Below are 13,976 nucleotides of genomic sequence, written 5' to 3'. Positions count from 1 at the left end.
GGGCTTACTATTTTAAAATCCTAAAAAACAAACCATTTTACTGGGGTTGGAATACCTTTTTGTGCTACTTTTGAGTTTTATCGGACAACAATAATTTAAAAGTATGATTTTGCCCTGATGCGTTTGCCCTGAATTTATTATGATTAAGTTTCCATTTCAGCCTTTACGCGATTAACTACTTCTACAGCCTTTTTAAGCTCTTCATTGTTAACATAGATGTCTTGAAATCCTTGATTCATAGATGCGTATCCCGCTAAGCGTTGAGATTCGCCTTCATCTTTAATGATTGGGATAATTCCAACAGCCTCTAGTTCACTCTTTATACGAGTGACTAGTATAAAATTGCCACCGTAAACTTTGGTATATTCAGTATCACTCATAATTATAGGTTTTAAATGTTAATGCACCTATAAGTTACAAAATTTTGATAAATGTTACACTATATTTCCTGAATTAAGCATTGTAATATTTGCTATCCCAAATGGCTTTATTAAAGTTTTTTCCTGCGGCAAAGCCATAATAAATAACCATTGCAGCTATAGATTTAAAAATAAAGAAGAAAATCATGCCTGCTTGTGATGAATTTGGCTTATTAGAAAATATACCTTCAGGGAATAAAGCCGTAGCCAAAATACTCATAATAAATACAGTAAAAATAAGATTGCCAAAATTCTTATAAGGCCACATCAATAATTTACGGAATGGACTAAGGTCATTTCCCCATTTGTGTACTAAGTAGTAATAGCCATTGCCAATAGGAGCAAAAAGCAGTGGGTCATCTGCATTTTCTAATTTGAATAATTTAGAAGGTGCTATGATTTTGAAGCCTTTGAGTTCTGTATCATGTGCTTTTTCAATAGCTTTAATTTTAGATATAGCTTCATAGGGTAATTTTCCTTTAAAATATTTGGTATCTAAAAAGCGTAAGCGGTAATCTATACAAATACTTTTAATTTGGTCAATATGGTAAATATATTCAGTTTCGAGAAGTTCAAAATCAAAAGAATTTATATTTGTTGATTTACCAGAGTTTATAGTATCAAGAATTCGGTATTCTGTATTATTATCTTTTTCTAAGATGGATTTAACAGCTTCAAGTACAGAATCCTCAGAATAATTTTTTCTTTTTAAGCGCTGTAGTTTTTCCTCAATATTTGTCTTTTTCAATAACATAGCGTTTTTATTTATAAAAATAGTAATCAAATCAATGCAGTACAAGTCTTTAACATTTGTGTTTAACAAATAAATCTAATAGGCTCTTTTTTGGGTAAAAGATTAAACAAAAGATGTAGCTAATAGGTGTTATTAATTTAATTGATTAATGCTATTGATATACGTTATAAAAAAATTAATATAAAATATGAAGAGCTTCTTCTTAATGGTTATTTAATTTTTTAACTTTATGTCTTTAAAGCTATAGATACAATAGATATAAAATATGGAAAATAAAGCACATTCAAGTAGCAATAGTCCTTCAGATTTAAATGAATCTAGCGCTGCTAATTGCCCTTTTTTAAGTGGTAAACAAAAAACCGTCGGAGGCGGCGGAGTAAAAAATAGAGATTGGTGGCCAAACGAATTAAAATTAAATATTTTAAGACAACATGCCACAAAATCTAACCCTTTAGGTGAAGATTTCGATTATGCTGCTGCATTCAATAGTATTAATTATGACGAATTAAAGAAGGACCTTACGAATCTAATGACAGATTCTCAAGATTGGTGGCCTGCAGATTACGGTCATTACGGAGGATTTATGATTCGTATGGCTTGGCATAGCGCTGGTACTTACAGAGTTGGTGATGGTAGAGGCGGTGCTGCTACAGGTAATCAACGTTTTGCTCCAATAAATAGTTGGCCAGATAACGGTAATTTAGATAAAGCTAGGTTATTATTATGGCCTATAAAAAAGAAATACGGTAATAAAATTTCTTGGGCAGATTTAATGATATTGGCTGGAAATGTGGCTTTAGAGTCAATGGGCTTCCCAACTTTTGGTTTTGCTGGTGGCAGAGAAGATATATGGGAACCAGAACAAGATGTGTACTGGGGAAGCGAAACAGAATGGGGAGCAAACGAAGACCGTTATAATGGGGGAGATTTAGAAGATCCTCTTGCTGCAGTAATGATGGGTTGGATTTATGTTAATCCTGAAGGTCCAAACGGAAATCCAGATCCACTAGGCTCTGCAAAAAATGTAAGAGAAACCTTTGGTAGAATGGCGATGAATGACGAAGAAACTGTAGCGCTTATTGCTGGTGGACACACGTTCGGAAAAGCTCATGGTGCAGCAGACCCTAACAAATATGTAGGTGTAGAACCACATGGTGCACCCATTGAGCAAATGAGTACGGGTTGGAAAAACACTTATAAAAGTGGTGTTTTAGATGATACCATTACTAGTGGTATAGAAGGCGCATGGACACCAAACCCAACACAATGGGATGCAGATTATTTCGACGTATTATTGAATTACGATTGGGAATTAACTAAAAGTCCTGCAGGAGCACACCAATGGACACCAACAACAGAATCTAAAGCAAGAATGGCACCAACAGCAGGTGACCCAAACGGTAAGCAATCTTTAATGATGACAACTGCTGATATAGCACTTAAAATAGATTCTACGTATTTAGAAATTTCAAAACGCTTCCATGAAGACCACAAAGCCTTTGAAGATGCTTTTGCAAGAGCTTGGTATAAATTAACCCACAGAGATATGGGGCCAATAGATCGTTATTTAGGTCCTGAGGTACCTAGTGAAGAATTAATTTGGCAAGACCCAATACCAAAAGTAAATTATACTCTGAGTGATTCAGATATAGAGTCATTGAAGAAAATGATTTTAGCTTCAGGTTTGAGCATACCTGAATTAGTAAGAACGGCTTGGGCTTCTGCTTCGACTTACAGAGATTCAGATAAACGAGGAGGTGCTAATGGTGCACGTCTAAGATTAGAGCCTCAGAGAAGTTGGAAGGTGAATAACCCTGAAGAATTAGATAAAGTATTTAATGTTCTAGAAGGAATACAAAAAGAATTTAATGGTACAGTATCTATTGCAGATTTAATTGTGCTTGCTGGTAATGCTGCAATTGAAGAAGCTGCACGAAATGCTGGTCATAACATTTCGGTTCCATTTTCTCAAGGTAGAGGTGATGCAACTCAAGAACAAACCGATATTGAACAATTTAATTACCTGAAGCCACTTGGCGATGCCTTTAGAAATTATGTTAATCCAAATCTAGATGTCAAAGCAGAAGATTTATTAATCGATAAATCAAATTTAATGGGTCTTTCTATACCAGAAATGACGGTCCTTTTAGGCGGAATGCGCGTATTGGGTGCAAATTATGATGGGTCTGATTATGGTGTATTTACTGATAATGTAGGACATCTTACAAACGATTTCTTTAGTAATTTAGTAGATATGACTTACACATGGAGCGCTACATCCGATGACGACAAATCATTTGAAGGTCGCGACCGCCGAACTGGCGCAGTAAAGTTTAGAGGAACACGTGCAGACTTAATTTTTGGTTCTAATACCGAATTAAGAGCAGTTGCTGAAGTATATGGTGCAAACGATGGAGAAGAACGTTTTGTTAATGATTTTGTTGCAGCTTGGAACAAGGTAATGAACTTAGATCGTTTTGATTTAAAATAAGATTGAATTAATTAAGAAGAAGAGGAATGTGCTTTTAAAAGTGCATTCCTTTTTTATTAAATTAAAGTTATATGAACGCTACAGAATTATTTTTTGATACAATAAGAAAAGGCCTTAATGACAGGCTAGAAACACAAATTGAAAACAACCCTGAAATTGTAAACGCAAAAGATGCTAGAGGCTTTACGCCACTTATATTTGCTACTTATTTTGATAATAAAGAAGCCTCAGAAATTCTCTTGAAATATAATGCTGAGGTTGATGTTAAAGATGCGTCAGGCAACACGGCTTTGATAGGAGTTAGTTTTAAAGGAAATATCCAAATCGCAGAACTATTATTAAATAACGGTGCAGATATTAACGCTCGTAATAACGCAGATGTTACACCTTTAATTTTTGCAACGATGTACCAGCAAGAAGAAATCGTCAAGTTTCTATTAAAAAAAGGAGCTGATAAGTCCTTAAAAGATGGATTTGAAAAATCCGCCCTTTTCTATGCTGAAGAAAAGAATTTTCAAAAAATAGCAACCTTGCTAAAATAAAAAAAGCCACTTTTTAGTGGCTTTTTTTATTGTCTATTTTTTCTAATTATCGATAGAACCCATTACACGTTGCATAAACGTATTTAATGCCTCTTTTTTTGCAGTACCATCTTTAATCATTTTATTGACTTCTAAAGCGCCGTACATGTTCGATATAAGCTCACCAATAACATCTAACTCTTCATCTTTGAGAGAAGGAACCTCTGTTAAATCTTCAAGTGTTTCAATAGTTTCAATCACGAAGTCTTCGTCATTGTTTTCAATAAACTGTGTAAGATGCTTTATTACAGGTAATTTCATAGTTATATAACTTCTTCAACAAGTTCTTTTAAAACATCAAATTTGTTTGTCTGAACTTGATTTTTAAATGTTCCTTTTTTGAATGTTGCAAATGTTGGTAAATTATCAACAGTCGCTAGTTTTCTACTTTCTGGAAATTTTTCAGCATCAGCTACAACAAAAACAGTGTTTTCGTTTTCTGAAGCTAATTTTTTGAACTTAGGTTTCATAATGCGGCAGTTTCCACACCATGATGCAGAATATTGTACAACAACATTGTCGTTTTCTGCGATAACACTCTGTAAATTATCTTCGTTTAATTCTTTAATCATAACTTATTTTTTTATTCATAGAAGAAAATCAAGTCTCGAAACACTTTTTTTGCTTCGAGATTTAATTTATTTGAATTTCTTAGTTTAGGTGTGCTGCTAAATATTCCGCAGTTCCCTTTGCATTAGCTTGCATTGCTTCTTTTCCTTCTTCCCAATTAGCAGGACAAACTTCACCTTTTTCTTGAACGTGAGTTAAAGCGTCAACTAAACGAATGTATTCCTGTACGTTACGACCTAACGGCATGTTATTAATACTTTCGTGTTGTACAGTTCCTTCTTCATCAATGATGTAAGTGGCACGATATGTTACGTTATCACCTTCAACCTGAACAGTACCAGTTTCTTCATCAAAAGTTTCGTTAGTTATATCTAAAATCCCTAACACACTAGATAGGTTACGGTTGCTATCTGCTAATAAAGGATATTCAACACCTTCAATGCCACCATTGTCTTTTGCTGTGCTTAACCAAGCAAAATGTACTTCAGGAGTGTCACAAGATGCTCCTATTACAATAGTGTTTCTCTTTTCGAATTCTGCAACAGCAGCTTGAAAAGCGTGTAATTCTGTAGGGCATACAAAAGTAAAATCTTTTGGATACCAAAATAATACTACTTTTTTATTGTTTTTTTGAGCCTCTTCTAATACGTTTACTTTAAAAGTATCGCCCATTTCGTTCATAGCATCTACGCTAAGGTTTGGGAATTTTTTTCCTACAAATGACATATATAATTGTTTTTATGTTGTGAATATTTTATACAAAATTACAACATAGAACAAATCTTTAAAGGATTGTATATAGCAAAAAGTTATTGTAAAATAAGGCTTTATAATAGGTGTTAGAATCTTAAGGAATTGACAATTTAACCTTTAGAATTTTAGATATATTATGAATATTTTACTCAAATATTGAAGTATTATGAGTCTCCTTTTCTTAACATTTTTATTTTTATTCTAAAAGCTGCAAATAGTAATGTCATAAATGGACTTATAATACTAAAAAACGCATAAGGTATATATGCAGTTGCACCAGCATATCCGAATAAAACTTTTGAGTGGTAAGCGCCACAGGTATTCCAAGGAATTAAAACAGAGGTTACAGTACCGGAATCTTCTAGTGTACGACTAAGATTTTCAGGAGCTAAACCTTTGTCTTCATAAGCTTTTTTAAACATTTTACCAGGAACTACTAAAGCTAAATATTGGTCAGATGCTGTTAAATTTAGGGCTAAACAACTTGCAACTGTACTTGCAAATAGACCAAAAATTGAAGTCGCCATTTTTAATAGCGCATCAGTAATTCTTGATAGTGCTCCAATGGCATCCATTACTCCACCAAAAACCATAGCGCATACAATCAACCAAATTGTGCCAAGCATTCCTTTCATTCCGCCAGCAGTAAACAAGTCATTTAATTCGGCACTAGATGTCGTGACAGCAGTATCAACGGTTAATGCATTCATTACACCTTTATATGCAGACTGAAAAGTCAAAGACTCTGCGCCTGCAATTGACATAACAATTTCTGGCTGAGCAATAATAGCTGTTGCACCACCTAGTAAAGCACCAAGTAATAAGGCAATTAATGGAGGTGTTTTTTTAATGATCATAATAATCACCAATACGGGTACAATAAAAAGCCATGGACTAATATTAAAAGCGCCATCAATTGCTTTTAGTTTATCAGCTATTTGTGGTGTTCCTGTGGTATCAACATTAAGACCGATTATTATAAAAATTATAAGTGTCAACACTATTGTTGGTATTGTAGTTAATGCCATGTATTTAATGTGACTAAATAATTCTCCACCAGCCATTGCAGGCGCTAAATTTGTAGTGTCACTTAAAGGAGACATTTTATCTCCAAAATAAGCTCCAGATAAGACCGCACCAGCAGTCATACCTATTGATATACCTAGTGTTTCTCCTATTCCAACCAGCGCAATACCTACAGTAGCAGAAGTTGTCCAACTACTTCCTGTTGCGATAGATATAATTGCACATATAATAACACAGGCAGCTAAAAAAATAGTAGGGTTTAAAATCTGTAATCCGTAATAAATCATAGTTGGGATTATACCGCTAATCAGCCAAGTTCCTGCCAAAGCTCCAACCATTAAAAGAATAAGAAGTGCACCAGTTGTAGACTTAACATTTTCAGCGACTTCTTCGAGCATACGCTTGTATTTTACTTTATTAAAAAAACCTACAACGGCAGCTACAGCAGCACCCATTAATAAGATAAACTGATTACTACCACTTAAGGCGTCATCACCATAGACATATATGTTATATGCAAGCATACCTACAAGAGCAATTACTGGTATTAATGCTTCCCAGATATTTAATTCTTTGTTGGTTACAATATTTTGATCTTTTGCTTTAAAACTAGATGTGTTATTGTCTTCTTGCATTATCGTTTAGTTTTTTTGATTACGTAATTTTACAATAATCTTACTCTTATAACAAATTAAGCCATTATAATTTACTTTATCGAATAGATAAGTATTTCATCGGCAAAACTAATTTGATTTTAACTTTCTGTTTGTCAATATTTTAGGTAAATCTGAACTTTAGATATAATTATTTAGCTATGGTATCCACAAAAATTTGTTCAGCAATAAAAAGATTCAGAAAGAGTCGCATATCTTCTTTAGAAGCTAAAATTGAACTTCGTAGAGCAAATAGTGAACTTTGTAAAAAGGTTATGACTCTTAATTATGTGTCTTCAATGGAAGTAAACCCAACAGTGATGGATAATGCTAGTAGAATAGAGGAAATGAAGTCTTTTGAGCAAGAACTAAAAATTGAAATCGTAAAAATCACTGAAAAAATTAAAATCTATCGTTCATTAATCTAGAAGTATCCATTTTAATAATTAATTTCACCACCATTGTTTTAATTTAATTATAGTTGGATTCATTAACTCAAATTGTTTTAGGTGCTGCTTGTGGCGAAGCTGTTCTGGGTAAGAAAATCGGAAACAAAGCATTATTGTTTGGCGCTATTGGCGGTACAATTCCAGATTTGGATGTATTTGTAGGTGCCTTGTTTTATGGTAATGAAATACAAGCCATGGCGTTTCATCGTGGGTTTATGCATTCGATACTTTTTGCCATTCTTGGAGCAATTGTATTTGGTTGGCTTGTGTTTAAACTATATGATAAAGGCAAACGTTGGCATACAACTAATTTGAAAGATTGGGTTTTGCTTTTCTTTTTGGCCTTATTTACACATCCTATTTTAGATTGCTTTACACCATATGGAACACAACTATTTTCACCTTTTTCAGACTATAGAGTTGCATTTAATACCATTGCGGTAGTCGACCCATTGTACACACTTCCTTTTTTGATTAGTCTTATTGTATTAATGTTTTTTAAAAGAACAAAGCCTAAAAGACAACTTTGGTTAAAACTAGGAGTTGTTATTAGTTCGGTTTATTTAGTACTTACAGTTTTTAATAAATACTACGTCAATTGGGTTTATAAAAATTCATTAGTTAAGAACAATATTGCTTTTAAACGTTTTCAAACCCAACCCACAATTTTTAATAATGTTTTGTGGTATGGTGTCGCTGAAACTGAAACGGAATACTATGTAGGCTTTTACTCATTACTGGATAACAAAAAAGTTATAAACGATTGGACAAAAATCGATAAACAACAACATCTTATTCCAATGAATGATAGGGATTTGTCGAAGTTAGCATGGTTTAGTGATAGATACTATAGTATTAGACCTTCAGAGAACAAGGATAAATTTATCTATAGCGATTTACGCTATCCTTTATTAGACCCCAATGATGCTAAAACATCATTATTTACTTTTAGAGTTTTCAATAATAATGGACGATGGGATATAAAAAATAGCCGTCCAGAAATTAATGAAGACGCTTCGTTAGAGTCCGTATTTGGCCCAATGATAAAACGATTAAAAGGAAAATAGATGCTTTGTTAAGCTATTTCATGTTCTAGAATATTTAATTCAATCATGCATTGATGCATCATATCGTAAGTTCTTTCGATGTCAGCATCTAAGCCTATAGAAAAACGAATTAAACCATCACTTAAGCCCATTTCAGTTTGTTCTTCTTCAGGAATTTCTGACGATGTGGAGCTTCCAGGTGCTGAAAATAATGTTTTGTAAAATCCTAGACTCACAGCAAGATAACCAAGATTTCTTTCTTGCATTAATTCCATTAGAGCATTTGCTTTATTTAAACTTCCTACATCTATGGTTAACATGCCTCCATAACCATACTTATCATTAATCATAGACTTAAATAAGTTGTGAGACGGATGTGATTTTAAACCAGGATAAACAGTTTTTAAGCCTGCATCTTCAAACTTCTTAGCTAAGTAATTTGCATTGTAGCTATGTTGTTGCATTCGTATGTGTAGGGTTCTCAAGTTTTTTAAAATTGAAGCTGCACGTAAACTGTCCATAGTTGAGCCAAGGAGCATCGCAGCACCATCATTGACATTACGTAATTGGTCTATAAGTTCTTGTGTGCCACAAACCACACCACCAACAGTATCGCTAGAGCCATTGATAAACTTTGTTAAACTATGAATAACAATATCAGCTCCAAGTTTTTTTGGTGAAACAGATAACGGCGAAAACGTATTATCGACAACTAACTGTAGATTATATTTTTTAGCTAATTTAGCTAAACCTTTAACGTCGGCTACTTCAAGCAAAGGATTACTTACAGACTCGCAATATAGGACCTTAGTCTCAGGTGTAATGGCAGCTTCGACAGTTTCGAGATTTGTAATGTCTACAAATGTGGTATCGATGCCTAAACGAGGCGCAAAGTTTTTTAGAAACGCATACGTCCCACCGTAAATAGTTCGGCTACTTACAATATGTTCTCCATTACCACATAGTTGAAGCAAAACGGGAGTTATAGCACCCATACCAGAAGCAGTAACAGTTGCAGTCTCCGTACCTTCCATAGCCGCGAGTGCTTCACCTAAGTAAAAATTTGAAGGTGTTGAGTGACGTGAGTAGAGGTAACAGCCATCAGCGTTACCTTCAAAAGTGTCAAACATTGTTTTTGCAGAGAGGAAAGTATATGTTGAAGAATCGGAAATTGAAGGATTGACACCTCCGAATTCGCCAAAATATTGTAAATCTTGAATGTTATTAGCGGGTTTAAAAGCCATGATTGTTACGTTTTAAATTCTATTCAAAATTCGGATATTTTAGAATTAAAATCAATGATAATTATATATTTTAGAAAATAAAGCTGTAATTAATAATATATTTAAATTATTTTTCTGTAATTGTAGGATATAACTGTATTAAAAACGAAAAATTTACATTATGGTTCTTGATGATATAGATAAAAGACTGTTACAATTGCTTCAGAATGATTGTAAACAAACTACAAAAGCGCTTTCAAATGTCTTGGGACTTTCCGTTACGGCAGTTTATGAGCGTGTAAAAAAACTTGAAAACAACAATGTTATTGATCGTTATGTTGCTCTGGTAAATAAAACAAGAGTAGAAAAAGATTTTATAGCCTTTTGTCATATAAAGCTTGTTAAGCATTCTCAAGATTATGTGATTAAGTTTGAACGCGAAGTCAAAAAGTTAGATGAGGTTTTAGAATGTTACCATATTAGTGGCGACTATGACTATATATTAAAAGTTCTTGTTTCTGATGTTAAAGAGTTCAGAGAGTTCATGGTTAATAAACTCACAAATATTGACCATATTGGCAGTACACATAGTATGTTTATGATTAGCGAGGTTAAACATACCACAGGTATTACCGTATAATAAATGAAAATTATAAACTATAGACTTGCAGAATTGTTTATCATTTTTGTTGTAATCCCTATAAACTTTGCTTAGCCTTTCTCCTTCATCATAAAGCTAGTAATTGGTAGTTTGGGGTTAGCGTACATCACATTTATTTTATTTAGAATAGAGCGTGTAAAATTTGAAATTACAAAAGGGCTAAATTGGAAACAATTTTGGAGGCTAACATTAATTAAGTTAGTCGTAATTGCAATAATTACTACACTATACATGTGGTTTGCAGATGCTTCAAATTTATACGTGGTACTATTAAACAAGCCCATATTATGGCTTATAATATTATTTGTGTACTCTTTTTTTTAGTTTATCCACAAGAGTTAATATATAGAACGTTCTTCTTCAGAGGTTGTCAGCAACTATTTAAAAATGAGAAGTTGTTTATACTCATTAATGCTGCTTTGTTTTCATTAGCACATATATTTTTTAAAAATACTTTGGTTAGCTTATTAACCTTTCTCGGTGTAATTTTATTTGCACTTACTTTTCAAAAAACAAAGTCTACGCTATTGGTATCCATTAAGCACTCCGTATATGGGTGTTGTTTGTTTACTGTTGGCATGGGTGATATGCTGGGATTTCCTTCTCAATTAATTTGTAGGCAACCTTTTTCATGTATTTTGCGTCTTTGTAAGAAAGACATTATTTTTAATCAAATCAAAATTTTAGATGAAGAGATTTTTACGCTTATGTTTCGTAGCAGTTGCAGTATCATCTTGTGGAAGTATAGCTACTTATAATAAAGCTGTAACAGAATTACATCCAATTGAAGACTTACACGAAGACGTTGATGCCGTTTATAAACAATTACAACGTTTGCATCCACGCTTGTATCAGTTTACATCAAAGGAAACTTTGGATTATAAATTTGATAGCTTAAAGACAGCAATCAATACTCCAATGACAAGTCGGGACTTTTACAAAGAATTAGCACAGGTGACGAAGTATGTTGGTCAAGGACATATGTCTTTGTCTCCGCCTTCAAAACGATTTGATAGAAAAGAGCGAAAAGCTAATCTGAAGTTAAAATTTGACATCAATAATCTTAAAACAGAATACCTTAAAGGTACATTGTTTATCAGTAATGCTAAAGGAAACGATTCACTTTTAAAACATGTCGAAATTCTAAAGGTGGACGGTGTTTCAACTAATTATTTAATACATAAATTTAAAAAAACAATAGCCTCAGATGGTTACAACACTACATTTCATAAGCGTGTAGCTGGAAAACGTTTTTTTGGTTATTACAATAGGGACATTGGACGTTTTGATAGTATCTCATTAACTTTAAGAAATGCAGATTCTACATTCATAAAAAAATACAAGCGATTACCTAAGGTCGAAAAAAAGAAAGAAACAGATTCGACAAAATTAGATTCCTTAAAAAAGCTACCATCTAAAAAGAAATTAACTAAGACCGAGAAAAAAGCTAAGAAAGCAAAGTTTAAAAAAATGCGAAAAGACCGTCAAAAGTACGGTTACAACTATACGACTAAAACTAACAACAGATTATTTAAGTTTATTGGTAAGGATAGTGCAGTAGCTTATATGAAAATAAGAGGTTTTAGCAGAGGAAAGTATAAAGATTTTTACAAAGAAGTATTTAAAAAAATCGATTCCGCTGGCACAAAAAATCTAGTCATTGATTTAAGAGATAATTTCGGTGGTCGCTTAAATGAAATCACCAATTTGTATTCGTATTTAACAGATAAAAACTTTACATTAATAAATAAAAGTGAAATCAATAGAAGATTACCGAGGTTTAAAGTAGCATATAGTAACACAAGTGCCTTGGGAACTAAAATTATTTATAGCTTATTATCACCAGGGTTTTTGGTCAATGATATATTGCGTACTAGCAAAAAAGATGGTCAATTGTATTATAAATTCAAATCCGCAAAAGAAACAGAGCCAAGTCCGCTAAATTTTAAGGGAGATGTTTATGTGTTGATTAATGGAAATTCATTTTCGGCATCATCTATAATATCTACGCAATTAAAAGGAAGTAAACGAGCTACTATTGTTGGCGAAGAAACGGGTGGAGCTTACAATGGCACAGTAGCAGGTTTTTACAAAAATTACGAACTACCAAATACCAAAGTTAGAGCAAGAATAGGCTTGATGCATATCGACTCTAAGTACAAAATTGAGCCAGATGGTTTTGGTGTAACACCAGATATAGAGATTATACCAACGTACCAAGATAGGCTTAACGGGGTTGACCCAGAATTAGAATGGGTTTTAGACGATACCGAAAAGAAAAAGTAGATATCCTATGTTTTTTTTAATTTAGGCATTCTAACTATAAAATAAATAATGAAATACAGTCAAATTAAAGACGTTTACAAGTCTATTTTTAAATCTTATGACAAACCCTCTTTAGAGGCGGATATTAACAAGATTATAGAGTTAGACCCCTATTTACCTTATAGTTTTACTTTTATTGTATTACCAACACGCAAACTCTAACTTTCGAATATATCAGTAAAAACTTTAAGTCTTATATTGGTTTAGATGCAAGTCCGCTAAAGCTTAAGGCATGCGTTATTTCTAGAGTAGAATTTACCCCGAGGATTTAGAAAAAGGCTCAAAGCATTAAATGAATTGATGGAATTTACTTTAAATAATATAGAAGATAAAAAGCGATAAAAAGCTAACTACACATGGAGTTATAGATTTAAAAATGCTGAAAATAAGTACGTAAATATCATCCAGAATACAACTCCTTTAGCCTTTGATAATACTGGAAAGCCAATTAAAGGGTAGGCGTATTATACTGTTTTAAAAGAAGATATAAGCATTTATATTTCTGCTTCTGCAAAATTGCTAAATGAAAACAATAAATAGGAAACAGTATTTTTCTATACTTATTCTCAAAAATTATTATCCGTTGGTATTAGTTATAGAGAGCGAGATGTTATAAGGTTATTAGTCCAAGACTTGACCAGTAAAGAAATATCAGAGCGTCTAAATATTAGTTCTCATACGGTCGATACTCACAGAAGAAATATCTTAAAAAAGCTAAATATTTCTTCAACAAGAGAATTAGTAGGTATGCTAAAAATCAATAAAAATCTTATTTTAAGTAATTTACTCAAATTGAGTATCGTGTCTAATGAGGTAATACAAGATATTTACACTGTTATATTTATATAACACTGGAGGATAAAATCCCCAATCAATTTTATGTTGTTTTTAGGCATTTTTTATTGGTCCCAAAAATAGTTAAAACTATGCACTTTAGTGCATCCGCTTTAGCTTCTAAAAATACCTACCTTTGTTTTTATGTCACATCAAAGGGTAAATGGTCATACAGTTTCTAGATTAACTGT

Annotated in this window: 16 protein-coding genes; 9 read left to right on the top strand and 7 right to left on the bottom strand. The window is 32.8% G+C overall.

Features of this window, described 5'->3' with window-relative positions:
* Positions 1-143: 143 nt before the first annotated feature.
* The gene (locus HKP48_RS06180; RefSeq protein ID WP_296343923.1) at positions 144-380 is read right to left on the bottom strand and encodes a DUF2007 domain-containing protein; all 237 of its coding nucleotides are present in this window, start codon (positions 378-380) and stop codon (positions 144-146) included.
* Between the two features lie 73 nt (positions 381-453).
* A complete protein-coding gene (locus HKP48_RS06175; protein WP_296343921.1) occupies positions 454-1,173 on the bottom strand; it encodes a hypothetical protein in 720 nt (239 codons plus the stop codon).
* A 265-nt stretch (positions 1,174-1,438) separates the two neighbouring features.
* Between HKP48_RS06175 and katG the strand changes: the two genes are divergently transcribed.
* Together katG and HKP48_RS06165 are read left to right on the top strand one after the other, a co-directional pair.
* Positions 1,439-3,664 carry a catalase/peroxidase HPI gene (gene katG, locus HKP48_RS06170; protein WP_296343918.1) on the top strand — a complete coding sequence of 742 codons (2,226 nt, stop codon included), beginning with the start codon at positions 1,439-1,441 and terminating at the stop codon, positions 3,662-3,664.
* Positions 3,665-3,735: 71 nt separating this feature from the next.
* Positions 3,736-4,206 carry an ankyrin repeat domain-containing protein gene (locus HKP48_RS06165; protein WP_296343916.1) on the top strand — a complete coding sequence of 157 codons (471 nt, stop codon included), beginning with the start codon at positions 3,736-3,738 and terminating at the stop codon, positions 4,204-4,206.
* Positions 4,207-4,248: 42 nt separating this feature from the next.
* On the opposite strand, the gene HKP48_RS06160 is transcribed toward HKP48_RS06165, so the two are convergent.
* From HKP48_RS06160 to nhaC, 4 genes are all read right to left on the bottom strand, one after another.
* On the bottom strand, positions 4,249-4,506 hold the full coding sequence (locus HKP48_RS06160; RefSeq protein WP_296343914.1) for a hypothetical protein: 258 nt from the start codon (positions 4,504-4,506) through the stop codon (positions 4,249-4,251).
* Positions 4,507-4,508: 2 nt separating this feature from the next.
* Entirely contained in the window at positions 4,509-4,817 is a 309-nt protein-coding gene (locus HKP48_RS06155) for a thioredoxin family protein (protein WP_296343912.1), read from the bottom strand.
* A 79-nt stretch (positions 4,818-4,896) separates the two neighbouring features.
* Positions 4,897-5,541: a peroxiredoxin gene (locus HKP48_RS06150; RefSeq protein WP_296343910.1), complete on the bottom strand. Its 645-nt coding sequence runs from the start codon at positions 5,539-5,541 to the stop codon at positions 4,897-4,899.
* A gap of 191 nt (positions 5,542-5,732) precedes the next feature.
* Complete coding sequence (gene nhaC / locus HKP48_RS06145; RefSeq protein ID WP_296343909.1) at positions 5,733-7,229, bottom strand: Na+/H+ antiporter NhaC; 1,497 nt, start codon at positions 7,227-7,229, stop codon at positions 5,733-5,735.
* A 179-nt stretch (positions 7,230-7,408) separates the two neighbouring features.
* On the opposite strand from nhaC, the gene HKP48_RS06140 reads away from it, so the two are divergent.
* Together HKP48_RS06140 and HKP48_RS06135 are read left to right on the top strand one after the other, a co-directional pair.
* Entirely contained in the window at positions 7,409-7,675 is a 267-nt protein-coding gene (locus HKP48_RS06140) for a hypothetical protein (protein WP_296343907.1), read from the top strand.
* A 53-nt stretch (positions 7,676-7,728) separates the two neighbouring features.
* Positions 7,729-8,763, top strand: coding sequence for a metal-dependent hydrolase (locus HKP48_RS06135; RefSeq protein ID WP_296343905.1), 1,035 nt, complete (start codon positions 7,729-7,731; stop codon positions 8,761-8,763).
* A gap of 8 nt (positions 8,764-8,771) precedes the next feature.
* Here the strand turns inward: HKP48_RS06135 and HKP48_RS06130 are convergent, their stop codons facing one another.
* A complete protein-coding gene (locus HKP48_RS06130) occupies positions 8,772-9,986 on the bottom strand; it encodes an aminotransferase class I/II-fold pyridoxal phosphate-dependent enzyme (RefSeq protein ID WP_296343903.1) in 1,215 nt (404 codons plus the stop codon).
* Between the two features lie 160 nt (positions 9,987-10,146).
* Between HKP48_RS06130 and HKP48_RS06125 the strand changes: the two genes are divergently transcribed.
* The 5 genes from HKP48_RS06125 (at position 10,147) to HKP48_RS06105 (ending at position 13,800) form a co-directional block, all read left to right on the top strand.
* Entirely contained in the window at positions 10,147-10,605 is a 459-nt protein-coding gene (locus HKP48_RS06125; protein WP_296343902.1) for an Lrp/AsnC family transcriptional regulator, read from the top strand.
* Between the two features lie 308 nt (positions 10,606-10,913).
* The gene (locus HKP48_RS06120; RefSeq protein WP_296343901.1) at positions 10,914-11,384 is read left to right on the top strand and encodes a CPBP family intramembrane glutamic endopeptidase; all 471 of its coding nucleotides are present in this window, start codon (positions 10,914-10,916) and stop codon (positions 11,382-11,384) included.
* Positions 11,314-12,912 (top strand): S41 family peptidase, encoded by a 1,599-nt coding sequence (locus HKP48_RS06115; RefSeq protein ID WP_296343899.1) that lies wholly within the window; start codon positions 11,314-11,316, stop codon positions 12,910-12,912. The genes HKP48_RS06120 and HKP48_RS06115 overlap by 71 nt, the downstream gene beginning before the upstream one ends.
* Positions 12,913-12,960: 48 nt before the next feature.
* Complete coding sequence (locus HKP48_RS06110; protein WP_296343897.1) at positions 12,961-13,113, top strand: hypothetical protein; 153 nt, start codon at positions 12,961-12,963, stop codon at positions 13,111-13,113.
* Between the two features lie 426 nt (positions 13,114-13,539).
* On the top strand, positions 13,540-13,800 hold the full coding sequence (locus HKP48_RS06105; RefSeq protein WP_296343925.1) for a helix-turn-helix transcriptional regulator: 261 nt from the start codon (positions 13,540-13,542) through the stop codon (positions 13,798-13,800).
* Positions 13,801-13,976 lie beyond the last annotated feature (176 nt).

Origin of the sequence: Winogradskyella sp. (assembly GCF_013042245.1) — a bacterium.
GTDB lineage: Bacteria > Bacteroidota > Bacteroidia > Flavobacteriales > Flavobacteriaceae > Winogradskyella.
The sequence above is the reverse complement of the archived record's forward strand: the minus strand, read 5'-3'. Positions and strand labels throughout refer to the sequence as shown.